The following is a 26606-nucleotide window of genomic DNA, read 5'->3' as shown; positions in this document are numbered from 1 at the left end:
TCAAACCCATGCGGACTCTGTTACTCGGACTCGACGGCGTGTCGATGCCGATACTCGAATCGGTCACCGACAGCGGTGTCGCGCCGACCATCGAGGCCCTGTTCGACCGTAGCGCCGCGGGACCGCTCACGTCGCAACTCCCGCCGTGGACACCGAGCGCCTGGCCGTCGCTGTACACCGGCGTCAACCCGGGGAAACACGGCGTGTACGGGTTCCTCAAGTTCGACGGTTACGACCACGACGTCGTCGACGCGTCGGACGTCCGCGCACACGCGCTCTGGGAACTGCTCGACCAGCGCGGACACAGCAGCGTGGTCGTGAACGTCCCCGTCACGGCGCCGGCGCGGGCCGTCGACGGCGCGGTAATCCCGGGTTACATCTCGCCGGAGGACCCGCCAGGCCACCCCGAGGGGATACTGGACGACGTTCGCGAGGAGACCGGTGAGTACAGCGTCTACGGTCCGATGGACACGCCCGGAAAGGCGGCCTTACCGGCGGTTGCCGACCACGCCCGCTCGCGCGGCGACGCCTTCGCGTACCTCGTCGACCGGTTCGACCCCGACTTCGGCTTCCTGGAGTTCCAGCAGACCGACACCGTCTTTCACCGACGGCCCGAGGACCGCGAGGCTATCGAGTGCGTGTTCGGGGCGGTCGACGACGCCGTCGAGACGGCCCTCTCCGCGGCCGACCCCGACACGGTCGTCGTCGTCAGCGACCACGGCATCGGGGAGTACGACGGCTACGAGGTGCGTCTCAACGAGGCGCTTCGCGAGTGGGGCCACGTCGCGGCGACCGCCGAGGGCGAGGGGATGCCGTCCTGGGACGCCATCGCCCGGCAGCGCCTCCAGCAGGGCGAGCGCGGCGGCACGCCCGACCCCGGGCTGGCCGAGCGCGGGGTCGCTCTGCTGGCACGGGTCGGACTGACGAGCCAGCGCATCGAACGCGTCCTCGAACCGCTGGGACTGGCGGAACCGGTGGCAAAGCTGGCGCCGACGGACGCCGTCCGCGCCGGGACCGAGCAGGTCGACTTCCCCGCCTCGGAGGCCTACATGCGGGACCGAATCGAACTGGGCGTCCGGCTCAACGTCGCCGGTCGGGAGCCGTCGGGCGTGGTCCCAGCCGAGGAGTACGACGCCGTCCGCGACCGACTCGTAGAGCGACTCGGCGAGCTCACCGACCCGGACGGCCGCCCGGTGTTCGAACGGGTCGCGCCCCGGGAGGCGGTGTTCGAGGGACCGCACACCGAGGCGGCACCCGACATCGTCGTCGTGCCGCGTGCCTTCCAGAACTTCCTCAACGGTTCGCTACTGGGCGAGCACTTCGGGACGCCGCGGGAGCCGTGGAACCACAAGCGCGACGGCGTCGTCGCCGTCAGCGGCCGCGGGGTCGACACGGACGCCTCGCTGCCCGACGCCCACCTGTTCGACATCGCCCCGACGGTCCTCTCGACGCTTGGCGTGGCCCGTCCGGAGCGGATGGACGGCGACCCGCTCCCCGTGGTCTCACAGACGCCGGTGGAGGCGTATCCGCCCTACGAGGGACTGGACGCGAGTACGCGCGAGGACGACGACGTGGCCGAGCGGCTCGCCCACCTGGGATACATCTCGGAGGACCGCTAACCGCTGGGTTCCACGACCTAGCGGTTCTGCGGACAGGAACACGACGAGCGGCCGGTCGAGGTCGACTGCAGGGAGAGGTTGTCCCGCCTGACGGAGATGCCCTCGGTCGCGAGCGGGCGACCGGAGACGGTGATAGACGACCCGCGGACCGTCGTCTGGTGGGCCCCGTCGACGGCGATGCCGTTGCGCTCGTTGCCGTGTTGACAGATACAGAGGTTCGAGAGGAGGGTCCCGCTGCGCTCGGAGATGCGGACGGCCGCCCCGCTGCTCGCCGAGCCGTCGATGCGGACGCTGTGAATCCGAATCGGGTGTTTCCGCACGTCGGCCCGGTTCCGTGCGGACGGTTTGGCCCAGATGGCGGGGACGTCGTCGGCGTTGACCGTGATGTGAGTGTTCCGTATCGTCGCCGCGTCGAGCCACTCGGCACAGGTTATCGCGCCGTCGCTGGAGGAGACCTTGTCGAAGACGAGCCGGCTGTTCTCGACGACCACGTCCTTCCCGCCCCTGAGACGGATGCCGCGCATATTCTCGACGCCCTCGCGGGCTTCGTCACAGCGGACCATGACGCCCCGTACCGTCGACGGGCCGCTGACCCTGATGTTGGCGACGCCGCTGTTGCGGTACTGCCCGCCCACGACGTTGACACGGCCTTTCGCGGAGGAGGCATAGAGGCCGTTGTCGGGGAAGCCGTCGAAACTACAGTTCTGGAAGAGCAACTCGCCGACGTGGCTCTCCCCGACGTAACAGCCCGTGTTGCTGTACTCCGGGTCGCCGCCGTCGGGCATTCGGAGGTTCCAGATGGTACCGTGCCCGTCCGTCTCCGTGACGTCGAAGCGCATCCCGTCCTGGTCGAGGTCGAGTTCGCCGCGGACGGTGACGTTCTCGACCCGCATCGAGTCGGTCACGCGAGCGTTGATGGGCCGGGGACCGGTGTCCTCGGGCGTCAGGTCGAAGGTGAACCCGCCGACGTAGAGGTCCGAGACTTTCGAGCCGGTGCCGAGGCCGAACAGCGGGCCCTCGAACTCCTCGACGGTGGTGATAGTCGCGTCGGGCCCGTAGAGGCCGAGGCGCTCGGCGCCCGACGGGCTCCACGAATCGTCGATGAAGTAGGTGCCCGACGGGAACCGGACGAGCGTGTTCGAGGTGTCTATCTCGTCGAGCGTGGGGACGATGGACTCCTCTCCGTTCGCGTCGGCGCCGGCCTCGGTGATGTCGACGACGTTCTCGTACGCGTCGGTCCGGGGTCGGTCGCGACCCGTCTCGGTGGGTTCGGTCCGGGGTGTCTCGTCGGGGCTGGACGGCGTTTCCGTGTCTGGCCCGTCCGTCCCCGGACAGCCAGCGAGCGCACCGAGAACCGCCACCCCACCGAGTCTCGAGACGAGTTGCCGCCGCGTCCAATCAGGGGTCACATCCGGACAAACGGCGTCGCCGCTATTGTTATTCCCAGCGTGTGCTGTCCGGGCCGGGGTAGGATGCTCCTGTGGCCGTCGAGCGGCCCCCGTCAGTCGCTTTCGACCCGTGCGGGCGAGCGGGACTCGGCCGGTTCCGGTCCCTGGAGCGTCTCCCGGCGTCGGTCCAGCGAGGCGTCGTGGCGGCGGTCCATCGCCAGGGCGCCGAACAGGCACAGCCCGGCGACGAGCAGTATCGTGACGGCCCGGACGACACCGCCCTCGTCGCGTCGGACCGCTCGCAGGGCGGCGTACAGCCCGGCCGTCGCGGCGCCGCCGTACAGTCCCACCATCGGATGTGGGTCCGCCCGGACGTGTTTCCGCCAGAGCCGCCGGAGGAATCCCCGGAACAGCATCACGGACACCTTCGGGATGTACGACCGGTAGTCGATGTGGCTCTCCTCGTCGCCGTAGTTCGCCGGGCGGGGCACGTCCATGACGCGCAGTCCCGCGACGTTGCACCTGACGAGGAGGTCGTTACAGTAGCCGTAGTACTCGTACATCTCCTCGACGCCCGCCGTCTCCAGGGCGTGCAGTGAGATGGCGGTGTAGCCGTTCTGCGGGTCGCCGATGGTCCAGTAGCCGCTCGCGATTCTGGTGAGCCAGGTCAGGATTCGGTTGCCGACGTAGCGGAACGTCGGCATCCCCTCCCGGTGGTCGGCGTCGAGCAAGCGATTCCCCTTGACGTAGTCGGCTTCGTCCGCCACGATGGGTGCGACCACGCCCGCGAGCAGTTCGGGGCGCATCTGTGCGTCACCGCCCATCACCGCCGTGACGTCGATTCGGTCCTCACGGGCGGCGACGTAACCGGTCTTGATGGCACCGCCGACGCCCCGGTTCTCCTCGTGGCGGATGGGGACGACGCGGCGGTCGAACGCCGCCTCGGGTTCAGTCTCGGCGTTGACCCGCTCGGCGGTCGCCTCTATCTCGGCCCACGTATCGTCCGTAGAGCCGTCCTCGACCGCGTACACGCGGTCGACGTAGTCCGGGACCGTCTCGATGACGCTCCCGACCAGCCCCGACTCGTTGTACGCCGGGACGACGACCGCGACCGTTGCACCGTCGTACGTCACGCCCACACCTCGCGAAAGCAGTTGGCGGCCATGCTCAACCGAGAGGAGAACGTGTTGGTGTATTGTTATATCTGTCTTTCGCGTCAGTTGTCCCGTGTTCGCCAGTACGTGTCACTAGTCTAATACTCCCTCGCACGCGAGAGCGCGTGCCGTCTCGGTAACAGCCAGCTACCTCCCCACATCTCGGCTATAACAATATATTCAGACGCGGGGTGATGGGACGATGACACTCGAAACCGCGGTCGTCGGCGGCGGCGTGGTGTCCGATTACCACCTCTCGGGGCTGCAGGACTGCCCCGACACGAATCTCGTCGCCATCTGCGATCTGGACGAGTCACGGGCCAGGGAGAAAGCCACCGAGTACGACATCAACGCCTACGCCGACTTCGAGGGCATGCTGGCCCGGGAGTCGCTCGACTGGATACATCTCTGTACGCCGGTCGCGACACACCTCGAACTGGCCCGCATGGCCATCGAGGACGGCATCCCGGTGCTGATAGAGAAGCCGGTCACCGAGTCCGTCGCCGAGGCCGAAGAGCTGGAGCGCCTCGCCGAGGAACACGACGCGACTGTCTCGGTGGTCCACAACCACAACTTCTCGCCGGCCATGCGGAAAGCCCGGGGGCTCATCGAGGACGGCGAAATCGGCGAGCTACGCTCCATCGACATGCTGTACGCCGGGGAGACCTATCCGGACGACGTGCGCCGCGGGGCGTGGGCCTTCGAGCTCGCGGGCGGCGAGTTCGAGGAGGGGCTGCCCCACCCGATATACATGGTCCTGAACCTCGGGGGATACCCGTCCAGTCCCGACTCGATTCAGGCGAGCACGTCACTCGTCCACGAATACACACAGGAGTTCGAGTACGACAGCGTCCAGTTCCAGTACACCACCGACGACGGCGTGCTCTGCAGCGGCACGGTGCTGGCGAGCGACATCCCCCACAAGGTCATCCAGGTCCACGGCGACCGCGGGAGCATCGAGATAGACGTCGTCTCCCAGTCGGTGACGGTGCTCGACCGCGACTACCAGGCCTCGCCCAAGGCGCGGGCGCTTGCCAACGTCGACCACGTCCTCGGGCGCATCCAGGGCACGGCGGAGAACCTCGTGGCCGTCGCCCGTCGCACCCTCGACGACGACTGGGACTCGGTTCGGAACCTGGACTCCCACAGCTACCAGTTCGGCGAGGAGGCCCGCGCGATACAGCGGGGCGGGGGGACGGCGGTGCCGGTCGCCGAGGGCACGTGGACGCTGCGCATCATGGAGGCCATCCGCGCGACGGCGACGGACGCCGAGGGACAGACGGTGCCGGTGAGCACCGATGGCTCCTGAGACGGTTACAACGGACGGGTCGGCCGCTGGGCGACCAGCACGCACCGGGTGATGCCGTTGCGGTAACGGCGCTGGACGCTTCTGTTTCGGTCGTCACCTAGCTGGACGCTTCTACGACGGTCGTCACCTCCCCGCAAGAGAACACGCCTATCCCGACCGCCCGTCGGGAGCCGCTGGGCCGGGTCGTCCTCAGCCGAGGATAGCGCCGGCCCCGGACGTCGGCGTCGCCGTGGGAGTCCCGCCGGACGCTGGCGTCCCGCTCGCCCCTCCCGCTGGCTCCGACCCGGCGCCGCCGGCGGACTGTGACCCGGTCTGGCCGCGGGGGAGGACGTCGAGGCGGAGATACAGCACTTTATCGGCCGAGGCACGGGAGACGTCGGCGGGCACCGGCCCGCGGTAGACGTAGTACGTGAGTCTGAGGTCCTGGCCCGTAATCGTCGGCCTCACGGCGTGGTCCCGCGTCCAGGTCTCGTTGGCCCCGATGCGCTGGCGTCCCTGCCACACCCGCTCGCCACGCTGGGCCGTCCCGCCCTCCACCTGCTGGAGTCTGGCAACCACAGTGTAGTTGGCCGCCGTGTCGTGGTGGTTGGTCACGCGGACGACGAGGGGGACCGACTCGCCCCGGGAGGCGTTGACCGGGTAGCCACTCGCCACCGGGTCCCCGTCCGCGCCGCTGGTCAGCAACGAGGCGCTCGTGTACGACATCGACTGTGTCGGCCCCGCGATAGCGCCCACGAACGACACCAGCGTGAGGGCGACCACACAGCAGAGGCCGACGGTCAGCAGCGTGGTCTTCGTATCGTCGGCGAGCGGGCGGTCCCGGCCGACCGCCTGAGCGGCCCCGAGCAGGTCGAAGCGGGCCCCTTCGGGGAGTGCGAGCCGCCGGACCGTCCCGACGATGGTGCCGGCGCCGACGACGAGCCAGACGGCCGCCAGGACAGACGCCGTGGTCAGCGTGACGCCGACGGCGCCGAGAGTGACGGCGATAATCGGCAGCAACACCACGCTCACGCCAAAGGAGAGCGCCAGCCGCTCGCGAATCAACACGCCGTCGTGCGGGCGTGTGAGCGCGAGCACGCTGGTGGGTGCGCGGGCGTCTCGCTGGCGGGCGCGCCCCGGAAACAGCGCCGCGACGACGGCGTACCCGGGCGCGAACAGCACCAGCCCGACGCCGACGAGGAACTGGCCGACCGACCCTCCCGGGTCGGCCCCGACGGCCGCCGATGCGAACGTCACGTACGTGATAACGAGCACCAGGTCGACGGGGACGAGCGACAACGTCGATCTGACCACGCGACGGGCCGTCTCCGACACTGTCACCGCGGTGTCACCCGAGTTCGGACACTCGCCACCGGAACCTGGCCGGCACTGACCACAGACATAGTACGGATGGGGGTATCGGGAGGCGTCGTTTTGTTATAGCTATCGTACCGGGAGACACTGTCAGACCGGGCGCAACGACCTGCTCGGACGGTACAGACGGTAAGACGACTATACTTACCCCCCGCCATGGCCAGGATACAGGCAACCGATGCTAGCACACGAGCGCCAGATTCCGACCGCACGGGGGCCGTAGATGGCTCTGGACATCGCCGAACTCGCCGACAACGAGGCGTCGACCTGGAACGACGCACTCGACCGGACCCGGGAGCGGACGCCGTTCCACCGGTTCGAGGCGCTGCAGGTCTTTGCCGACCACGCCGACGCGGACCTCCACCCGTTGCTGGCCTACAAGGGCGAACAGCCGGTCGGGCTCTTCCCCATCTTCACGGTTCGGAAAGGGCCGATAACGGCGGCGTTTTCCCCACCACCGGAGCTGAAGGTGAGCTATCTCGGGCCGGTCGTCCTCGCACAGCCGGGCATGAAGCCACACAGCAAGGAGAAGCGCCGACGGCGGCTCATCGAGGGGAGCCTCGACTGGCTCGACGAGCAGTACGACCCGGAGTACGTCCACGTTCGGACGTCCCTGGGCGCGCCCGACGTGCGTCCCTTCGACTGGGCGACGTTCACCGAGACCCCCCGCTTTACCTACGTCGTCGACCTCGACGCGGAGCCCGAGACGCTGCGGGACCGGTTCAGCCGCGACGCGCGGTCGAACGTCCGCGACGCGACGGAGGCCTGTGAGGTGTCCGAGGAGGGTATCACGGTGGCTCGACGAGTCATCAGACAGGTCCAGGACCGTCACGCGGAACAGGACCTCGACTTCCCGCTGACCACCCGCTTCGTCGAGGACCTCTACCGGGCGCTCCCCGAGGGCTACCTCCGGCCGTACGCCTGTACCGTCGACGGGGAGTTCGTCGGCGGGTCGCTGATACTGGACGACGGCGAGCGGGTGTACAACTGGCAGGGGACGGCCAAACAGGAGACCGACCACGACGTCAACGACCTGCTCCACTGGGAGGTGCTCCGCGCGGCCGCCGAGCGGGGCCACAGCGCCTACGACCTCGTCGGCGCGAACGACCAGCGGCTCTCGCGGTACAAGTCGAAGTTCGCTCCGACGCTTCGGACGTACCACTCGCTCGAACGGAGTTCGGCGGGGCTGGGCACCGCGGCACGGCTCTACCGACAGTTCGCGTGACGGGCCCGGTCGGCGGGTTACCGACCGACCGTATCGAGAAGCTGTTCTAACTCCCGGTGACCGGTACACTCGACGACGTTTCGCTGCGGGTCGTACGCGACGATATCGGCGGCGTCGAGTTTCGGCAGGTGCACGTGGTGGAGGGAGAGACACACCCGGTGGGCCGGGCGGGCGCCGAGGCCGGCGCCCTGCTCGGTCTGTGTTATCGCCGTGGCCAGCGATTCGAGTGTGTGGACGTCGTCGGCCTTCGTCGAAAGCAGTTCGAGCAGCGTCAGTCGGCGCTTCGAGGCCAGCAACTCCACTCGCTCGGCCCGTGACAGCGCCGCCGCGTCGGCCACAGTCTCGGAGTCGTCGACTACCATGGCTCGCAGTCGTGGGGAGTGTGTTCGGTCATCACAGCGAGGGAGCGGAGACGCTCGCATAGTTATACGTGGCTTTCTGCCTCTCTCACGGTCAGCAACAACCGTCGGCAGCGGTCGAGCCGTGGTGTGACCTGGCTTACCGAGACTAACCACGGAGTAACAATGATACCCGGGCCTGTTGGTCCTCTCGCGGGGAGAGCAAACATCCGCACGTACTGGCCACCGGTCCATCCCTTGCCAACTCACCCACCCCACCCCCACTTAGGCCATACACGACGGCGGCCGTCGTCGTCCGGTCTGCGTTGACGCTCTCCCCCAATCTACCGTTCACGGCCGGTAAGATGCTTCTATCCGGCGAAAACGACCTATCTGTTTATCACTGCCGTGGGGCCATCGCTATACAGATGAGAACAGACGACCCAACGGTGGCGACGCTCGACGCACTGCTGGCCCCGACAGACAGCGACCTCACAGCGACGGTCTTCGTACACTCGCTCGCGCCCGTCGAGAGCAAGCCGGACCAGGAGCGCCTGGTGACCGAACTGGAGGCGCTGGCCGACCGCGACGCGCTGGCCGACGTCGACCTGCTCGTCTGGGGCAGCAGCATCTGTACGGGCAGCTCGCTCACGGAGGTGGGGAGCGGGCGGCGCATCCTCGAGGCCGTCGGGGAGTTCTACGACCTGGCCGCAAACAGCGGGCTCTCCATCGCACCCTTTTTCAGCGTCTCGACGGTGACGACGGAGTACAGCGCCGAGCCGTTCAGCCGGATCGTCCCGCCGTCCCGTGCGGTGGCACTCTACGACGGGGACGAACTGGCGGCCGTCTTCCCCTGTCTCCTCGACGGCACCGCGTACACGCCCGAGGACCTGGTCTCGTATCTGGCGCGGGAGCGCACGACGACCTCTGAACCGGTCGTGGTCGACGAGTCGGCCTAGCGCTCAAACACAGCTGCCCGCGTAGCGCGCGATGAGCAGTCCGTTGTGGGAGACGGCGACCAGCTGTGGCGCGAAGAAGGCGACCAGCGCCGCGCGGCGGTACAGCGGTCGCACGATTCGGTAGACAGCGAACAACACGAGCAGCGCGGCCAGCTTCAGCGTGACCAGCCCGGCGCCGCCGGCGACGTCGAGGAACGCCTGTGCGACCGGATTGGCCTCGGTGAAACACAGCGAGAGTCCGGTGAGCGTCAGCAACACGTCGCCGGCGGCGCCCACGAGGACCAGGCCCCACAGGAGGTGGTCACACCGGAGCCGCGAGTCGGCGACGTACACAGCGTCCTTGCTGAGCGTCTGTTGCACGCCGGAGTAAAGTGCCGGTGCTGTAATGGTAAACGAGTGAGTAACCCGGTGAGACGGCAGTCACGTCCCATCTCGGAAACCGGCGGCAGAACGGTGAGCGGAGAACCCGGCGGTCACTCGGGAGGCGTAATCTCGACGCGGCGGTCCCCGGTGACGACGACTTCGAAATCGTCTATCCGCATCGTCACCCGAAGGCGGTCCGACCCGGACGCGACGAGTCGGTCCAGCGCGTCGGGGTCGACGGAGCGGTACAGCGGTTCGAGCTCCGTCGGCTCGCAGTGTCTGATGGTCGCCAGCGCTTCCATCACCGCGATGCTCGCCGACTCGGCGTCGAACGTCCCGACGTACGTGTCCGTGTACGGGTCGTACGTCGGACCGTCGTCGGCCACGCGCTCGGCGTCCTGTAACCCGTCTCCACCGCCGAGCGCGTGCCAGGGGTCCGGACCACTCATTTTCTCTAAGGGGTACGTAATTTCACCCAAGTATAAGTTTTCCGGTAGTTTTCGACGGTCTGTACCCCTTACCGAGCGCCGACTGACGCGAGTTCCGCCGTTCGCTCGGTAAGCAGTTCCAGAGCGTCCACGAACGGGCTCCGCCGGTCAGACCGGACGGGAGTCGCGCAGAATATTAGCTATATTGACATGAGAGCGGGTTTCCGCCCCCGGCCGTGGGCCCACGCGGTCACCGACGGCGTGGGAGTGACCCGCCCAGTGCGACGATAGACACGCCCCAGCGCCAGCGCCCGGCGCTGGGCGGACAGTCGCGTGCGGACTCGGCGGGAATCCGTTATACGCCATATACCGGGCGGCTAACTGAATCTACGGCCGTGATACGGACATCGACGGCGTTCGGTCGGTGGCGCTTCCCGCCGCCGCAGTATAAAGTACATTCCTGTATCTATGAACTCAATTACTAACCAGTCACCCGTAGAGGACTGCTATGATGCCAGAACACATCACTGAGAGCGAGCTCGAGCGGATGACGGAGTTTGCGAACACGCCGACGTATCTGCGCACGCCGGAACAGCTCCTGCCAGAGGACGCCGACTAGCGTCACTCGCGAAACTCCGCGGGGGGTGACTGCTGGCGCCACTCGTACACCACGTGGATGAGGGTCAGGACCACGAACGCGCCGATTATTCCGACGGCGAGGGCCACCTGCGGGACGGCCAGACCGGCGACCGACGCCACGACCAGGAGTGTACTCAGCACCGCCAGTCCGAAGTAGTAGATGTACCACGCCGGCTGTGACCGCTGTTCGCCCAACAGCGGGTCTATCTCGCTGGCCTTCGAGGCGATAGCGACGTCACCTGACTCCTCGTCGTAGTCGACGAGTCCCGACTCCGCGAGCTTGGGGAGATGCGTCTGATACAACGAGACGTAGACGCGCTTTCGCTGTTGAGTCGATAGCTCCTCGACAGTCGTGTCGTTCTCCCAGGCAGCGACGTGCTCCGCCAGGTCGGTCAGCTGAATCGGGTTCGGTTCCGTCCGCAGGAAGTAGAGCACGTACCGTCTCCGGGGACTACTGAGTATGTCGAAGATGCGATCGCGTGTGAGTTCGGTGTTGTTCTGATCCATCGCATACGTCGCTGTGGTTGCTGGTGGAGCGGTTCTTCAGCGGTCGACGACCACGCTACGAGAAAACCGAGCGCCGGACACCCATTTGTTACAGCGTCGTTACCGTCGGACAGCGGGAGTTATTGACGGTGTAGAGTGCTAAAATGGGCGGACAGGCGACAGCGAAACTGACCGGGAGACCGCGTCGACGGAAGCGGGGGGCGATGCGCGACCCGCGCGCCCGGGGGACCATCGGCGTCGCTACCGGCCGACAGGCGGGGGTTACCCTCAGAGCGACTGCAGCGCAGTCGCCTCGGGTTCGGTGAACAGCTGTGCGACCTGCTCGCTCGTCGGCGTCCGCTCGGACTCGTTCTCCAGCAGGACGGTCTCGCTGGGGAAGAGCCGCTCGCCCAGTTCGAGGTCGTGGTCCCGGGCCGTCGACCCGGTGACCGTCAGGTAGACGCCGAGACCGGTCTCGGCGATGGCCGCTTCCTCCTCCTGGCCGTTCTCCGGGTACGTGAAGGTGATGTCGTCCAGCGCGGCCGTCCCGAGGACGGCCTCGATGAGCCGTTCGTACCGGGGAGAGATACACACCGACCCCGCGTAGTCGTGGACGAACTCGCGGTCGAGCGGTCGGTCCTGGCTGTCGACGACGGCCGGCTTCGCGAGCAGCGTGTGATACACCGTATCGCCCAGCCCCGTCGCCACGCGCACGTCGGTGTCCAGCGGGTCGATGCGCTCGTTTATCTCCGCGATGGTCCCCAGCGGGTCGTCCTGCAGTTCGACGACCTCCTCGAGGACGAGGTCGGCGCTGTCAAACCCCAGCGCGAACTCGTGGGTCCGCAACGCGCGAAACGGCTCCTCTCGGCCGACGAGCTGGACGTCGCCGCGGTCGGTCCGGACCGTGACGCTGTCGAAGACGACCCGTCGCGGCATCCCGTCGCGGTCGTCCCGCAGCAGCGTAAACTCCGGCCGGGTCGGCTCGTCGAGGTCGGAGTAGTCTGCGAGTCGATGGTAGACGTCGTCGTCTGCGGTCTGGTTGCCCTTGGTCAGGTCTTTCTCGTACCGGAGCGTCGAGATTATCTCGTCGGCCAGCTCGGTCGTCCCGGTCCGGGTCGCGAGCCGTTCGAGCACGGCCTCGAGGGGCCGACCTTTCCGTGGGACGGCCACTCTGGTCGTCGTCATTACCCCAACCAACCGTCGGCGCGGATAAAACGAGTTCGGTTACACTGTCGCCCGTAACTTCCTGCCGAGAGGTGTCGCCCGAGCGGGGTGACCTCTCTCAGCTGCCTACGGATGCTGTCAGTCGCCGCCGCCGATGACCGAGGAGAGCTGCTCGCGCCACTCCTTGAGCTGGACTATCTCCTCTTCGAGTTCGGAGATGCGCTCGTCCAGTTCCCCCTCGCCCATCTCCTCGCGGACGTCCTCGATTTCGGCCTCCAGGTCGTCGAGTTCGCCCTCCATGCTGTCGACGGTGCCTGCCACGTCGTCGAGGCCGCTCTCCAGCGAGTCGACCTCGCTGTCCAGGGTCTCTATCTCCTCGGTCGCGGTCTCCGCGGCCGACTTCGCGCCCTCTATCTCCCCTTCGAACGCCTGCAGTTCCGACTCGAAACCGTCGAGGCGCTGGTTGAACTCCTCGATGAGTTCGTCGCCGGTGCCGTTCTCGGCGAGGAACTCCTCCAGCGCGTCCGTGTACGCGCGCAAGTCGGCGATGTCGTTCTGGATGCGGTTGATGCGGGCCGTGTTGACCCCGCCCTCGGGGTCGCTGTCCTGGGAGACGGCGTCGAGGGCTCGCTTGAGCAGTTTGACGTCCTGGGCCGAGACGTTGTTCTGGCGTATCTCGTTGGCCATCGCCGCGACCACGTTGCCCGTCGCCGGCGCGGCCTCACCCTCGGTCGCCGCTTCACCGTCCGCGTCCTCGGCGTCCGCCGCCGTCGCCGGTGTGCCGTCGCTGTTGGGGTCTTTCAGGTTCAGCGTCTCGATGTCCTCTTCGTCGTCGTCCTCGAGTCCGGGTACGCTGTCCGACTCGCCGGAGATGACGTCCTTGACGGCGTTGTTGTCGCCGCCGACGAGGTCGGCCTCGTCCTCCGGCAGCGGCGGGTCGACGTTCTCGATTTCGGGCTCGGTGAGGAACTTCTCGACGTCGTCGGTCCCCGTCGCGCGGATGCCGTACACCGTGGTGTAATCGCTGTCGGCGTCGATTTCCTTCTCGAAGGTTATCCTGTCGTCGTTGATGTCCCAGAACTCCGAGCCATACTCCGGGTGAAAGCCTAGGTCCTCGACGGCCACGTCGTCCGGAACGGTGTCGACGAGCCGGAGGTCGACTGTCTCGGAGCGCTTCGAGACGACGTTGAACGCGATAGCGGGAACCGGGAACTCGTCGGCCTCGAATCGCTTGGTGACACTGACCCCATCCGAGGCGACGGTAATCGCCTCATACGCTTGCGAATCACTCATGTATGGTACTCCATACCCCGCCGGTAATAAAGGTACTCCGGCGGCGTCAGTTCCTGAGTGGCCCCTCAGAGGTCGACGCGGTCACCTATCTCCGCTATCTCGAGTGTCTTCGGATAGTCGAAGCTCCTGGCGTGGTTATGCAGCACCGTCGGCTCCGTAGTCATCCCCTTCCACATGTCCCAGTGGCTCGGCAGCAGGGTGTCGAGCTGGAGTTCGTTCGCGGCCTCGATTATCATGTTCTCGTCGCTGTACCACTTCGTGGGCGTCGGCTCGCCGCTCTCGGAGTCCGGAATCATCCCGACCGCCCCGAACGCGAGCACGCCCAGGTCGATGTCGTAGCTCTCGCCCACCGACTCGAACGCGCCGGGTCGCGCGTCCCCGCCGTGGAAGAAGGTGCCCGCCTCGTGTTCGAAGACGAAGGAGACGGGGTGGTCGGCGTCGGGGTCGTTGGCCGGCTCGACGTGTATCGTCAGGTCCCCGAGTTCGATGGTGTCGCCCTCCGCGATTTCCTCGAGTTGGTCGTCGGTGACCGACCAGTTGTCCGTCCACGCCTCGTCGTGGACGACCTCGTGACCGCTGTCGGTCGTGTAGTACGTCGCGCCCGTCGACGCGAGGATGGGTGCCTGCGAGGGGCCGTGGACGTGGTCGGTGTGCTCGTGGGTCCCCAGGACGGCGTCGGCCTCCTGGACCTCGGACGGGTCGAACGGGACCGGCACCATCCGGACGGTCCGGGGCGGGTCGCCGATGCCCAGATAGGGGTCGACGAAGACGGTCACGCCGCCGCTGGACTTGACGACGAAGCCGTTACAGCCCAGATACCAGATAGCCAGCCCGTCGGGGTCGGCGTCTTCCACGGCGCGCAGGAGCCAATCGTCCCAGTCGGAGTCGACTGTCATAGGCCAATCTGTGCGGGGCGGCGGCTAAGGCCTTACGACCGCACCCTACTGGTTCTGGACCCGCCCGATGAGCGTCATGAGCGAGAGGAACAGCACCATCGGTACCTGACAGATGACGATGGCCGCGAGGACGACCCGCAGTTCCGGGTCGGGCAGCGTGGCGAGGGCGAGTTCGGGAACCAGCCACCACGAGACGGCCGCGAGGACGAACGACAGGTCGACGACGACCGAATAGACGTCGGTCACGGCAAAGAAGAAGTCGGTGTATCGCTCCACCCCGTCGCTGACGAAAAACAGCCCCGTGACGAGGACCAGCGCCACCGTGCCGACGACGGCCACCAGCGCGATGGTCGCGACTTCGGCCGACAGGTCGCGGTTGAGGTAGAGAAACGGGGGCAGCGACAGGAGGAGATACAGGCTCACGAACGTCGTGATGTCCCTGACCGGCTGTTTCCCCACCATGCTCCCCGTCCGACTGTAGCGTTCCCAGCACGTATATGGTTTCCCGACGGTAGCCAGCCGGTGGCCGAGTGGACGGGCCTGCGCGGAGAGGCCGGGAACGAACTACGAGCGACGGCCTCGTCACTACCGCGGAAAATCGAGAAAACCGGCGTCGCCCGACGCGTTCAGTCCTGACAGCAGCCGCCGGCCTTCTCGCCGAAGTCGACTTCGAGCTGGTCGGAGACGAGTTCGTTTATCTCCTGGAGGCGGTGTTCGAGTTCGTTCTGGACCTCCAGATACTCGCTCATCGAGGCGATGTCGTGGAGCTCCTCCTGGGCCTCCTGGACCTTGCGGAGGTCCTCCTGAGTGGCCTGTCCGGTCTGGCGGGCCATCTGGAACTCCTCGCGGAGCTGTTCGAACTCCTCGATGGCGCGCTGGGCGTCGGCGTCGTTCTCCACTTTCGCCTTCGCCTGGAGGTAGCGCTGATAGACCGGTAGCTGGGCGATGCTCTCGCCGAGTTCGGTCGCGAGCTGGTCGACGTGGTCGTCGTCGATTTCGGTGACGCTCTCGGTTTCGATGCTCATTACCTCCGCGTTGGGACTCGTCCTGTAAATGTGTGCCGAAAGGGGAGGTCAAAACGCGGAGGTTTTACAGCCCGAGCCAGTATCAGGGTCCAATGAGCCAAGAGCGAACCGAGGGGGACCTGCGGAACACGGGCCTCTCGCTGAAACACGACCGGGAGTGGGACTACGAGATAGACCGCATCGTCGAGGCGGTCGAAGAGCGCGACGCCGAGACTGTCGGTCTGCAGTTCCCCGAGGGGCTGAAACGACGTGGCCCCGCGGTGGCGGACGACCTACGCGAGGAACTCCCCGACGGGACGCAGGTCATGATATCCGGCCAGCCCTGCTACGGCGCCTGCGACCTCGACACCTACATGATGCGCCGTACCGACGTCTTCGTCCACTTCGGTCACTCCCCGATGAAGGAGTCTGACAAGATTATCTACGTCCCGCTGTTCTCCAACGTCGAGGTCACGCCCATCATGGAGCAGGCCTTCGAGGAGGAACTCGTTCCGGCCGAGGAAGACCCGGACGTGGGCCTCGTCACGACGGCCCAGCACATGAACAAGTTCGGCGAGATGCGCGAGTGGCTCGAAGCCAGAGACTACGAGGTCCACACCCGACGGGGCGACGAGCGGCTGACCCACGAGGGGCAGGTGCTTGGCTGTAACTACGCCAGCGCCGACGTCGACGCCGACCAGATTCTCTACGTCGGCGGCGGGAAGTTCCACCCGCTCGGGCTGGCGATGGAACACCCCGACAAGAAGGTCATCATCGCCGACCCCGTCAACAACGCCGTCACCGTCGCGGACACGGAGCAGTTCATGAAACAGCGCTACGGCGCGGTCCACCGCGCGATGGACGCCGAGACGTGGGGCGTCATCTTCTGTACGAAAATCGGTCAGGGCCGCTGGGAGGTCGCCCAGGACATCGTCGCGGACAACGACGACGCCTACCTCATCACGATGGACGAGGTCACCCCCGACCGACTCACGAACTTCGGGATGGACGCCTACGTCAACACCGGCTGTCCCCGCATCACGACCGACGACGGCCCGCAGTTCAAGAAGCCGATGCTCACCCCCGGCGAGTACGAGATAGCTATCGGCGAGAAGCCGCTCGACTCGCTCGAGTTCGACACCTTCCACGGGACCTGGTAACCCGGCGTTCGTCCCATTTCAGTTCGTAAAAATTGGGTCCGTAAGTTCAAGAGACGCGACCCGTCCTAAACGGTATGGCAGACGGGTTCGAGAGTGGGGGTGACCTCGACGTCACCCTGGTGGACCTGTTCGAGGGCTCGAGCGAAGGGATTCTCGTCCACGACGAGACGGGGACGGTCATCGACGCGAACGGGGCGGCGGAACACTACTACGGCCAGACAGTCGCGTCACTCCGGGGGAGCGCCGTCGAAGCGCTCGTCGTCGAAGACGGGGCGGTCACCGACCTGTCGACCGTGGCCGCTCGTCAGGGGACGGTCCGGTGGACGGTAGCCAAACCGGACCGACCCGACCGGACCCTCGATGTCAGTGTCAGCCGAGCGTCGTCGGGCGAGCAGTGGCTCTCTTTCGCCACCGACATCACCGACCACGAGCGGCGGGAGTCCAGCCTCGAATCGAACCAGGCGACGTTCAGACGACTCCAGGAAATCGTCTCCAGCCGGGGGCTGACGTTCGACGAGAAGGTCGAGCGGCTTCTCGGGCTCGGGCGGGACTGGCTCGGGCTCTCCGTGGGCTACGTCACACACATCCAGGCGGGGACACAGACCATCGAGGCCGCCATCGGCGACCACGACGACATCCAGCCCGGTTCGCGAGCGCCGCTCTCGGAGAGCTACTGTCAGCACACGCTGGCGGCCGACGACGAGGCCGTCCGAACGATTCAGAGCGCCGCGGCCGCGGGCATCCGCGACTCCGAGGAGTACGAACGGTTCGGGCTCTCCTGTTATCTGGGCGGGCAGATAACCGTCGGGGGCGAGTCCTACGGGACAGTCTGTTTCGCCGACACCGAGCCACGCGACCGCCCGTTCACCGAGATGGAGCGGACGTTCGTCGACCTGCTGACCCAGTGGATCGGGATGACCATCGAGCAGCGCGAGCGAGTGGCGGCCAGCAATCGGCAGCGGGCCCTCCTGGAGAGCGTCTTCAACTCCCAGCGGACGCAGGTCGGCGTCACCGACACCGACGGGCGCGTCGTGGACGCGAACGAGGCTGCCGTGGCGTTCGTGGGGAAAGCGCCAGACGAACTCGTCGGCGAGTTCGTCTGGGATACCCCCTGGTTCGAGAGCGAGTCGGCCCGCGTCCAGTGTCGACGGGCCGTCGAGCGCGCGCTCGACGGCGAGATGGCGAACTTCGAGATATCTTACGACCCCGCGGACGGCCCCGAGGCCGTCTTCAGCACCAACGTCCGGCCGGTGCTGAACGACGGGGAGGTGATACACGCCGTCGTCGAGGGTCACGAGATAACCGAACTCAGGAACCGCGAGGAGCGGCTCGAACGGCTCAGTTCGGCGACGAACGAACTACTGTACACGCACACGGAGTCGGGGGTCGCCGCGACGGTGACGGCCATCGCCCAGTACATCATCGACCGACCGCTGGCGGCGATGTGGGCCTACGACGAGAGCGACGAGACGCTGTATCCCATCGGCTCGACGGCGGCGGCCGCCGACTTCGCGGACGCCGCGGTTCCGGAAGAGCTGCCCGCGATGGGGCCGGAGAGCCGCGAAAAGGCCATCTTCGATTCCGGAGAGGCGACGCTCATCGAGGATTACCAGACGGTCGGGAACCCGTCGGCGCCCGACGTGCCGCTCCGGACGATGTTCTGTCTGCCACTCGACGACCACGGGCTCCTGTGTGTCGGCTCGCCGACGGTCGAGGAGTTCGCCGAGTCGGAGCGATTCCTCCTTGAGATTCTCGCGGGCACCGCCGCCGCGGCGCTCGACCGGGTGCGCCGGGAGGCCGAGCTACAATCCCACCGCGAGGAGCTAGAGCGGTCGAACGAGGCGCTCCAGCAGTTCGCCTACGTGGCCTCGCACGACCTCCAGGAACCGCTCCGGATGGTCGCGAGCTACGTCGACCTCCTGGAGGCCGAGTACGGCGACGAGTTGGACGGGGAGGCCAGAGAGTACATGGACTTCGCCGTCGACGGCGCCCACCGGATGCAGGACATGCTGACCGCCCTGCTCCAGTACTCCCGCGTCGAGACGGACGCCGGCGAGTTCGCCGAGATAGCGACCGACAGAGTCGTCCAGCAGACGCTGGACGCGCTGCAGCTTCGAATCGACGAGACGGACGCGACCGTCGAGACCGGCTCGCTCCCGCCGGTCAGGGCCGACCCGGACCAGTTGGGCCAGGTGTTCCAGAACCTCTTCGAGAACGCGATACGGTACGCCGAGGAGAGCGGCGTCGAGCCACACGTCGAGGTGACCGCGACCCGCGAGGGGGAGACGGTCACGTTCACGGTCGCGGACAACGGCCCCGGGGTTCCCGCAGGGATGGCCGACGACATCTTCGAGATATTCACCCGAGGGTGCCAGGCGACGGAGGGGACGGGCGTGGGACTGGCCGTCTGCCGGCGCATCGTCAGGCGCCACGACGGCCGGATATGGGTCGCCGAAACCGACGAAGCGGGGGCGGCGTTCAGGTTCACGCTCCCGGCGCCGACGGAGGGAAGCGAATGACCGAGCGACCGGCGGGCACCCCCATCGAGATTCTGCTGGCCGAGGACAACCCCGGCGACGTGAGACTCACCGAGAAGGCCCTCGATACCGGGGATATTCTGAACACCCTCCACGTGGTCGACGACGGCGTCGAGGCGATGGCCTTCCTCCGTAGCGAGGGCGAGTACGAAGCGGCGCCGCGTCCGGACCTGTTCCTGCTCGACCTCAACATGCCCCGGATGGACGGACAGGCGGTGCTCGAAGCGATGGCCGAGGACGAGTCGCTCAGACGGATTCCGGTCGTCGTACTCACCAGCTCTGAAGCCAAACAGGATATCCTCGACTCCTACGACCGCCACGCCAACGCCTACCTCACGAAACCGGTCGACTTCGACGGGTTCGTCGACATCGTCCAGCGCATCGAGGAGTTCTGGCTGACCGTGGTCAAACGGCCGCCGAGGTGACGATGGACGGGACCACCACCAAGCTGAACGTCCTGCTGGTCGAGGACAACCCCGGCGACGCCCGCCTCGTCCGCCACTACCTGAACGCCTCCGAGACCATCCACTTCGTCGACGAGATTTCGCTGTCGCACGTCGAATCGCTCTCGGCCGTCGAGGACGCCGAGGGGTACGACGTGCTGTTGCTGGACCTGGGGTTGCCCGGTTCGACCGGTCTCGAGACCCTCGACCGCGCGGTGGGCCTCGTCGACTCGGTGCCCATTATCGTCCTCACCGGGATGCAGAACCGCGAGAGTGCGATGCAGTCGATTCAGCGCGGGGCCCAGGACTACCTGCCGAAATCCGAACTCGACGGGGACCGACTCGTCCGGACGCTTCGGTACGCGGTCGAGCGCAGCCGCCAGCAGCGGACGCTCAGGCGGCGCAACGACCAGATTGAGTTCTTCAACAGCATCCTGCGCCACGACATGCTCAACGGGATGAACGTCATCCGCGCCCGGGGGGAGTTGCTATCGGGGCGTCTCGACGGCGACGAGCGCGAGTACGCCGACACCATCGTCAGGTGGAGCGACGACATCATCGACCTCACGGAGAAGGTCCGGTCGGTGCTGGAGACCCTCTCGGAGGACGGGATGACCGAGATGGAGCGGCGCGACCTCGGGGCAGTGCTCGACGACGCCGCCGAGCGGGCGCGGTCCGTCTCCGGGGACTGCGCCGTCGTCAACCACGTCGAAGACATCGAAGTGGCGGCCGACGAACTGCTCGAAGACGTCTTTGGCAACCTGTTCATGAACGCCGTGGAACACGGCTCCGCGAGCCCTGACGGGACGGCGGGTCGGGACGCCGTCGCGCGCGACGGCGTGACCGTCACCGTGACCGCGGCGGTCCGGGACGGGACGGTCACGGTTCGAATCGCCGACGACGGCCCCGGCATCGCGCCGGAGCGACGGCGCCGCGTCTTCGACCGCGGCGAGAAGGGGAGCGCCTCGTCGGGGACGGGATTCGGGCTCTACTTCGTCGACTCGATGATAGAGAGCTACGGCGGGCGCATCTGGGTCGAGGACAGCGACGCCGGCGGGGCGGCCTTCGTCGTCGAACTGCCACGGACCGAGTGACCGACGGGTAGGTGACCGACTGTCCGGCGGGCGGTTCTCGCCGTTGAGAACGGCGGGGGTACTGACTTGTGCGTCCCTGTCCATACGCTCGTATGGCCGCGGATATCCACGACGGTCTCTACGCAGATATCTTCGAGGTGACGCCGGAACCGATTATGATTCACGACCCCGAGTCGGGCCGTATTCTGGACGCCAATCGGGCGGCCTGTGAGCTGGTGGGTCTGGACCGCGAACAACTGGTCGGCGCTGCGGTGGGCGAGATAAGCACGGCGGCGTTCACCACGGCGGACGCGGAGGCCGCAATCGAGCAGGCCGTTGCTGACGGGGACCACCACGTCGCGTGGGAGATAGTCGGCCCCGAGGGCCAGCGCCGCTCGGTCGAGGTCACCCTCGAACGCGTGACCGTCGACGGGGCGGTCCGGGTGGTCGCGTTCGTCCGGGAGAGTGCGGACACCCGGGAGCGAGAACTGGACCGCGCCCAGTGGGACGAACAGCTCCGGACGATGGTGACAAACCTCCCCGTCGTCGTGTTCGCCCTCGACACCGACGGTGTCTTCACCCATTCGGCGGGCAAAGGGCTGGCGGCACTGGGGCTGGAACAGGGCGAGTTGACGGGCCGCTCCGTCTTCGAGGCGTACGCGAACTATCCCGAAATCGTCGGCGCCGTCCGGCGGGCGCTTGACGGCAACGAGGTCCGGGTCACACAGCTCATCGACGACCTGGTGTTCGAGACGTGGTACCAGCCAGTCTTCGAGGACGGCGAACTCGCCCAGGTCGTCGGCGTCTCCCGGAACATCACCGAGTTGAAGCGCCGCGAGGAGCGCGTCGACGCGCTCAGCGAGGCCACCAACGACCTGCTGTACACCCACACCGAGGCGGCCGTCGCAGAGCGGGTCACGGACATCGCGGAGCGCATCATCGACCGCCCCATCGCGGCGATGTGGGCCCACGACGGCGACGTCCTCTCGCCCATCGGCGCGACGGAGACGGCGACGGAGTTCGCCGGGGTCGATATCGCGAAGGACCTCCCGGATATCGGCCCCGGGACGGACGAGAAAGCCGTCTTCGACGACGGGGAGCCAGTCGTCTTCGAGGACTACGACGAACTGGACGCCCCGGCGGCACCCGGCGTCCCGCTGGGGACGTGGCTCTGTCTGCCGCTGGACGACCACGGCCTGCTGTGTGTCGGCTCGACGACCGTCGACCCCGTCAGCGAGTCGGAGCGACACCTGCTCGATATCCTCTCGACGACGGCGACGGCGGCGCTCGACCGCGTGGCTCGCGAGACCGAGCTACAGGACCAGCGGGCGGAGCTTGCGGCCTCGAACGAGGCGCTGGAGCAGCGCCGGGAACAGATGGAGTTTTTCAACAGCATCCTGCGCCACGACATCCTCAACGGGATGAACGTCATCCGGGCCCGGGGCGAGATGCTCGCCGAGGAACTGGAGGGCCACCAGCGGGGGTACGCCGAGACCATCGTCGAGTGGAGCGACGACATCGTCGACCTCACGCGGAAGGTCCGGTCGGTGTTGCGGACGCTCTCGAACGACGCGGCCGCCGAGACCAAGCCGGTCGAACTGGCCCCGGTTCTCGAATCGGCCGCCCACCGGGCCGCGTCGATGCGCCCCGGTGCGGCGGTCGACATCTCGGTCCCCGCGGACCTGGTGGTGACCGCCGACGACCTGTTGCACGACGTCTTCGGCAACATCCTCACCAACGCGGTCGAACACGCGTCGACGAACGCCGACGGCACGGCAGCGAGCGAGTCGAGCGACGAGTCGGGGGTCGCCGTCGAGGTCACGGCCTCACAGACGGAGGGGACGGCCACGGTCAGAATCGCCGACGACGGGCCCGGCATCGCGGCGCCGCTCCGGGAGCACATCTTCGAGCGCGGCGGGAAGAGCCGCGATTCCGGCGGGACCGGCTTCGGCCTCTACTTCGTCGACGCGATGATAGAGAGCTACGGCGGGCGTATCTGGGTCGAGGACAGCGACGCCGGCGGGGCGGCCTTCGTCGTCGAACTGCCGAGTTGCGAATAACCAACAGGCATATTAAAAAGGTTTTTACATGACTCAGGTGTATCGCGCCTGATGGCGACAAAAAGCGCGCTCGCCCAGCAACTCGGCGTCGTCGCCGGCTTCGCCGACCCCAGAGCCGACCTCGAACAGTACCGGACGCCGCCGGACCTGGCGGCCCATCTGATTCACCGGGCCGACCTGGAGGGGGACGTGCAGGACCGGACGGTGGTCGACCTGGGCTGTGGGACGGGGATGCTCGCGCTCGCCGCGGCGCTTCGCGGGCCCGACACCGTCGTCGGCGTGGACGTAGACCCCGGCCCGCTGTCGACGGCGCGGGCCAACGAGCGGAAAGTCGGCTCCACCACGTCGGTGTCGTGGGTCCGGGCCGACGCGACGCGGGCCCCACTCTGCCCGCCTGTCGGAGCGACGACCGTCGTGATGAACCCGCCCTTCGGCGCGCAGTCGGGCAGCGAACACGCGGACCGCAGGTTCCTCGCCACCGCAGCCGATATTTCGAGCGTCTCGTACTCGCTGCACAACGGTGGCAGCGGCGACTTCGTGGAGTCCTTTGTGGCCGACAACGGCGGCGAGGTGACCCACGCCTTCGCCGCCGAGTTCGAGGTGCCACGCCAGTTCGACTTCCACGAGGACGAGACCCGAAACATCGACGCCGAACTCTACCGTATCGAGTGGGCGTAGGCGGTCCAGAGCAGTCGGGCTAGCTCCCCGAGCGGGCGACGATGACGCGGGTGCCGTTACCGGCGGCGTACAGCCGCGACCGGTTGCGCTCGAAGGTGAGCCCGCCGATGTCACGGCTCGACGTGTTGGCCGGAACCGGCCCTCGGTCGACGGTCTCGCCGTTCCGGGTGACCGCGATTTCGAAGCCGCTCCCGACCGGCCGGAGTGTGAGGTTACGCCCGGCGACGCGGCCGTCGAGGGTCGACGGACCGGAGGTGTAGACGGTCCGGGCCTCGCCGCCCTCGCGGGCCAGCGCCACGCTGTAGACGCTGTCGTTGCCCGGCACCGACCAGCTCCGCCGGTCGACGCTGACCGCCTCGCGCCAGCCCACGCCGCCGACGAGGACCGTCGCATCGCCCTGGAGCGCCAGCCGCGAGCGAGAGACGGCAATGGTCCATATCTCCCGGTCCGCGCTGGCGACGACGACGCCGCTCTCGGTGATGTTCTGCTGGGCCGTCGGCGGCAGCGGCATGCTGTCGACGTAGGCGTTTCGCACGTCCTCCTCGTAGGTGACGACGTAGTCACGCACTTCGAGGCCGTCCTCGGGGAGGTCGGCGGCGCCGATGTCGGCGCCGTTTGCGGGTACCGACGCGAGACAGAGCGCCGCGAGGGCGACGAGGAGCGCAAAGCCCGCCAGCGACGGCCAGCCCCCCTCGAAGTCGGGGAGCAGCCGCCGGTCGGTGTACAGCGTCGCGGCGGCGACCAGTATCGCCAGCAGCAGGACCAGCACGGTGCCGAGCCAGCGAAACAGCGTGAACCGCCCCCCGCCGAGCGGTACGTACACCGCCCACAGGCCCTGGACCGTGGCGAACACCAGGGTCGCGAAGAACACCCGCTCCGGGCCGGGCCGCTCCGAGCGGGCTCGCAACAGCGCCATGCCGAGAAAGACACCTGCGAGCAGCCCGATGGCGTGGCCCTGGATGGCGATGTTCGCCCACCAGGGCGTGACGAACTGGACGCTGCCGCCGACGGTCGGCTCCGGCGAGCGAAGCGCGGTGTAGACGAGGTCGATGATACGGCTCCCCAGGAACGCCCCGAGGAACAGGGTCGGTCGCGTCACCAGCGCGAAGCCCGCCAGCGCAAAGACGACGCCGGAGAAGCCGACGATGGGGCCGAGCGCGAACACGCCCGTGAACACGCCGACGACGGCCATGACGAGGGGGACGGCCAGTATCCGGGCGAAGGGGTTCGTCCGCAGCGAGCCAAACGACGACTCGCCCCGACTCTGCGGGTAGTGGCTCCAGACGTACTCGACGACGGTGCCGTAGACGAGCGTCCCCAGCAGGTTCCCGGTGATGTGACCGACGCTGCCGTGGGTGAACGCCCCCGTGAGCAGCCCCAGCGGGTAGAAGTACGACCACGTCCGGAACGGCGTCACGAGGAGGTCAGCGTGCCAGTACGCGCCCTGGACGAACAGGTAGACGGCGAGGACGCCGGCGATGGTCAGCAGCGTCCCCCACGGCACCCCGAGCAGCAGTCGCCGACGAAGCGCCGCGGTGAGGCGCCCGCCGAACAGCCGCCGGACGACGACCCCGGTCGCCAGGACGGCCAGGACGACGACCAGCGGCCGGACGGGCACGGCGGCGAGCGACTCGGCCAGCGACTGGAGCATGCAGGAACACATCGGCACCGGGGGGGTTTGAAATTGGCGACCTAGACGGCGCCCAGCGCCAGGCTGTAAGGCCAGGCAGTGCCCGCGACGGCCAGCAGGGCGACGGCGCCGCCCGCCATCGCGACGTTCTTCAGGAACTGGGTCATCTCGTCCTGTCGCTGGTCCTCCGGGACGGCCCAGAAGTCGTGCATCGTCACGGCGGAGGAAAGCAGGAAGACAGCGAGCGCCCCCGCCGCGACGACGGGGTAGGCGCCGACGACGACGAGGAGGCCGCTGAAGACGAGCAGACCGCCGCTCCCGTAGACCGACGCCGCCGGCGCGGGCAGCCCCTTCGCCTCGGCGTAGGGTATCATCCCCCCGGCGTTCATGAAGAGGTTGAGCCCCGTGAAGGCCAGGACCCCGCCGAAGAGGACCCGCGCGAGAAGGAACAGTTCGGCCGCGCCGGCCGCCTCGAAGGCCATCAGGCCGACACCCCCGGACTGCGGGCGGTCGTGTCGCGATTCGTCAGTGCACCGAGAGGTGGTTTCATTACGTTACTTGGTTCGGATGCGAACCTATATATCGGTTCCCGGACATAGGAGTCACCAGGTCACACCGATGTCATCAGAAATCTTCGCGGAGGAGCAGGCGGACGACGACCCCGCCTGCCCGGTCATCGAATCTATCGAGCAGGTCGGGTCGAAGTGGCGCCTCGTCGTCCTCCACGAACTGCAGAACGGCGAGCGCCGGTTCAACGAACTCAAGCGAGCCACCGACGCCAGTTCCCGCACGCTCTCGCGCGTCCTCGACGACCTCCAGGAGACCGGCTTCGTCGAGCGCCGACTGGAGGAGGACGCGCCGGTCGCGACGTACTACCGGCTCACGCCCAAGGGCGAGTCGCTGTGTCCCGTGTTCGACGAGATAACCGCGTGGGCCGAGGAGTGGCTCACGGCCTGCGAAGGCGAGCAGACCGGGTAGACGGACAGTCTACTCGATAGCAGACCCGGAGCGGCCGAGCGGGGAGCCCGGCTCGCTGTCGAACACAGCCTTTTCCACCCCGAAGCCCAACGTCTCCTACGATGGGAGTACAGCCACCGACCGACGACACCGAGGAGCCGACCGCCATCGAGTTCGGCATCGCGGCGCTCGACGCCAAGCTCGGCGAGGAGACCATCGACTACCCCGCCACCGCCCAGGAGGTGCGCGAACAGGCGGGTCACATCGAGGTGCCCTACGACTCCGCCGGCCACAGCGCGACCGTCGGCGAGGCCCTGGATATGGCGACGGAGACGCGATTCGACTCCGAACAGGAGCTGTTCAACGCGCTCCACCCAACCTTCGAGCGCAAGCGCGAAGCGACGTCGAACAGCCTGCTGACACAGCTTCGGGCGCTGGTCCCGTTCTGAG

General features: G+C 67.4%; 26 protein-coding genes. 12 read left to right on the top strand and 14 right to left on the bottom strand.

What is annotated here, in order from left to right:
- Positions 1–8: 8 nt before the first annotated feature.
- Entirely contained in the window at positions 9–1619 is a 1611-nt protein-coding gene (locus NDI86_RS06550; RefSeq protein WP_310899600.1) for an alkaline phosphatase family protein, read from the top strand.
- Between the two features lie 17 nt (positions 1620–1636).
- On the opposite strand, the gene NDI86_RS06545 is transcribed toward NDI86_RS06550, so the two are convergent.
- Both NDI86_RS06545 and NDI86_RS06540 read right to left on the bottom strand, forming a co-directional pair.
- Positions 1637–2980, bottom strand: coding sequence for a hypothetical protein (locus NDI86_RS06545; RefSeq protein WP_310899599.1), 1344 nt, complete (start codon positions 2978–2980; stop codon positions 1637–1639).
- A gap of 140 nt (positions 2981–3120) precedes the next feature.
- Positions 3121–4140 (bottom strand): glycosyltransferase family 2 protein, encoded by a 1020-nt coding sequence (locus NDI86_RS06540; RefSeq protein WP_310899598.1) that lies wholly within the window; start codon positions 4138–4140, stop codon positions 3121–3123.
- 223 nt (positions 4141–4363) lie between these two features.
- Between NDI86_RS06540 and NDI86_RS06535 the strand changes: the two genes are divergently transcribed.
- The gene (locus NDI86_RS06535) at positions 4364–5470 is read left to right on the top strand and encodes a Gfo/Idh/MocA family protein (protein WP_310899597.1); all 1107 of its coding nucleotides are present in this window, start codon (positions 4364–4366) and stop codon (positions 5468–5470) included.
- A 189-nt stretch (positions 5471–5659) separates the two neighbouring features.
- On the opposite strand, the gene NDI86_RS06530 is transcribed toward NDI86_RS06535, so the two are convergent.
- Complete coding sequence (locus NDI86_RS06530) at positions 5660–6763, bottom strand: DUF1616 domain-containing protein (RefSeq protein WP_310899596.1); 1104 nt, start codon at positions 6761–6763, stop codon at positions 5660–5662.
- A gap of 283 nt (positions 6764–7046) precedes the next feature.
- Between NDI86_RS06530 and NDI86_RS06525 the strand changes: the two genes are divergently transcribed.
- On the top strand, positions 7047–8048 hold the full coding sequence (locus tag NDI86_RS06525) for a GNAT family N-acetyltransferase (RefSeq protein WP_310899595.1): 1002 nt from the start codon (positions 7047–7049) through the stop codon (positions 8046–8048).
- Between the two features lie 17 nt (positions 8049–8065).
- Here the strand turns inward: NDI86_RS06525 and NDI86_RS06520 are convergent, their stop codons facing one another.
- Positions 8066–8410, bottom strand: a complete 345-nt coding sequence (locus NDI86_RS06520) for a DUF7344 domain-containing protein (protein ID WP_310899594.1) — start codon at positions 8408–8410, stop codon at positions 8066–8068.
- Between the two features lie 404 nt (positions 8411–8814).
- Here NDI86_RS06520 and NDI86_RS06515 point away from each other — a divergent pair, with 404 nt between their 5' ends.
- Positions 8815–9345 (top strand): HTH domain-containing protein, encoded by a 531-nt coding sequence (locus tag NDI86_RS06515; protein WP_310899593.1) that lies wholly within the window; start codon positions 8815–8817, stop codon positions 9343–9345.
- Between the two features lie 3 nt (positions 9346–9348).
- Here the strand turns inward: NDI86_RS06515 and NDI86_RS06510 are convergent, their stop codons facing one another.
- From NDI86_RS06510 to NDI86_RS06475, 8 genes are all read right to left on the bottom strand, one after another.
- On the bottom strand, positions 9349–9705 hold the full coding sequence (locus tag NDI86_RS06510; protein WP_310899592.1) for a DUF5658 family protein: 357 nt from the start codon (positions 9703–9705) through the stop codon (positions 9349–9351).
- A gap of 113 nt (positions 9706–9818) precedes the next feature.
- Entirely contained in the window at positions 9819–10157 is a 339-nt protein-coding gene (locus tag NDI86_RS06505; protein ID WP_310899591.1) for a HalOD1 output domain-containing protein, read from the bottom strand.
- 600 nt (positions 10158–10757) lie between these two features.
- Positions 10758–11282 carry a DUF7344 domain-containing protein gene (locus NDI86_RS06500; RefSeq protein ID WP_310899590.1) on the bottom strand — a complete coding sequence of 175 codons (525 nt, stop codon included), beginning with the start codon at positions 11280–11282 and terminating at the stop codon, positions 10758–10760.
- Between the two features lie 267 nt (positions 11283–11549).
- Positions 11550–12446 (bottom strand): phosphoribosyltransferase HisG-related protein, encoded by an 897-nt coding sequence (locus NDI86_RS06495; protein ID WP_310899589.1) that lies wholly within the window; start codon positions 12444–12446, stop codon positions 11550–11552.
- A 117-nt stretch (positions 12447–12563) separates the two neighbouring features.
- Positions 12564–13718, bottom strand: coding sequence for a hypothetical protein (locus NDI86_RS06490; RefSeq protein WP_310899588.1), 1155 nt, complete (start codon positions 13716–13718; stop codon positions 12564–12566).
- Between the two features lie 65 nt (positions 13719–13783).
- Complete coding sequence (locus tag NDI86_RS06485; protein WP_310899587.1) at positions 13784–14614, bottom strand: MBL fold metallo-hydrolase; 831 nt, start codon at positions 14612–14614, stop codon at positions 13784–13786.
- A gap of 45 nt (positions 14615–14659) precedes the next feature.
- Positions 14660–15076 (bottom strand): hypothetical protein, encoded by a 417-nt coding sequence (locus tag NDI86_RS06480; protein WP_310899586.1) that lies wholly within the window; start codon positions 15074–15076, stop codon positions 14660–14662.
- Positions 15077–15240: 164 nt separating this feature from the next.
- On the bottom strand, positions 15241–15639 hold the full coding sequence (locus tag NDI86_RS06475; protein WP_310899585.1) for a YlbF/YmcA family competence regulator: 399 nt from the start codon (positions 15637–15639) through the stop codon (positions 15241–15243).
- A 92-nt stretch (positions 15640–15731) separates the two neighbouring features.
- Here NDI86_RS06475 and dph2 point away from each other — a divergent pair, with 92 nt between their 5' ends.
- The 6 genes from dph2 (at position 15732) to NDI86_RS06445 (ending at position 23569) form a co-directional block, all read left to right on the top strand.
- Positions 15732–16778 (top strand): diphthamide biosynthesis enzyme Dph2, encoded by a 1047-nt coding sequence (gene dph2, locus NDI86_RS06470; protein ID WP_310899584.1) that lies wholly within the window; start codon positions 15732–15734, stop codon positions 16776–16778.
- 74 nt (positions 16779–16852) lie between these two features.
- Positions 16853–19297, top strand: coding sequence for an ATP-binding protein (locus NDI86_RS06465; RefSeq protein WP_310899583.1), 2445 nt, complete (start codon positions 16853–16855; stop codon positions 19295–19297).
- Positions 19294–19740: a response regulator gene (locus NDI86_RS06460; RefSeq protein WP_310899582.1), complete on the top strand. Its 447-nt coding sequence runs from the start codon at positions 19294–19296 to the stop codon at positions 19738–19740. The genes NDI86_RS06465 and NDI86_RS06460 overlap by 4 nt, the downstream gene beginning before the upstream one ends.
- Positions 19741–19742: 2 nt before the next feature.
- The gene (locus tag NDI86_RS06455; RefSeq protein ID WP_310899581.1) at positions 19743–20852 is read left to right on the top strand and encodes a hybrid sensor histidine kinase/response regulator; all 1110 of its coding nucleotides are present in this window, start codon (positions 19743–19745) and stop codon (positions 20850–20852) included.
- 92 nt (positions 20853–20944) lie between these two features.
- Positions 20945–22891 (top strand): PAS domain-containing sensor histidine kinase, encoded by a 1947-nt coding sequence (locus NDI86_RS06450; protein WP_310899580.1) that lies wholly within the window; start codon positions 20945–20947, stop codon positions 22889–22891.
- A gap of 51 nt (positions 22892–22942) precedes the next feature.
- Complete coding sequence (locus tag NDI86_RS06445; protein WP_310899579.1) at positions 22943–23569, top strand: METTL5 family protein; 627 nt, start codon at positions 22943–22945, stop codon at positions 23567–23569.
- 19 nt (positions 23570–23588) lie between these two features.
- Here the strand turns inward: NDI86_RS06445 and NDI86_RS06440 are convergent, their stop codons facing one another.
- Both NDI86_RS06440 and NDI86_RS06435 read right to left on the bottom strand, forming a co-directional pair.
- The gene (locus NDI86_RS06440; RefSeq protein WP_310899578.1) at positions 23589–25220 is read right to left on the bottom strand and encodes a rhomboid family intramembrane serine protease; all 1632 of its coding nucleotides are present in this window, start codon (positions 25218–25220) and stop codon (positions 23589–23591) included.
- A 41-nt stretch (positions 25221–25261) separates the two neighbouring features.
- Positions 25262–25681, bottom strand: a complete 420-nt coding sequence (locus tag NDI86_RS06435; RefSeq protein ID WP_310899577.1) for a DoxX family protein — start codon at positions 25679–25681, stop codon at positions 25262–25264.
- Positions 25682–25817: 136 nt separating this feature from the next.
- On the opposite strand from NDI86_RS06435, the gene NDI86_RS06430 reads away from it, so the two are divergent.
- Together NDI86_RS06430 and NDI86_RS06425 are read left to right on the top strand one after the other, a co-directional pair.
- Complete coding sequence (locus NDI86_RS06430; protein ID WP_310899576.1) at positions 25818–26177, top strand: winged helix-turn-helix transcriptional regulator; 360 nt, start codon at positions 25818–25820, stop codon at positions 26175–26177.
- Positions 26178–26278: 101 nt separating this feature from the next.
- The gene (locus tag NDI86_RS06425; protein WP_310899575.1) at positions 26279–26605 is read left to right on the top strand and encodes a DUF5789 family protein; all 327 of its coding nucleotides are present in this window, start codon (positions 26279–26281) and stop codon (positions 26603–26605) included.
- Position 26606: the final 1 nt, after the last annotated feature.

Origin of the sequence: Haloarcula onubensis, assembly GCF_031624605.1 — an archaeon.
GTDB classification, from domain to species: Archaea; Halobacteriota; Halobacteria; order Halobacteriales; family Haloarculaceae; genus Haloarcula; species Haloarcula onubensis.
Note: the sequence above shows the minus strand (reverse complement) of the source record. Positions and strands in the feature narration are given on the sequence as shown.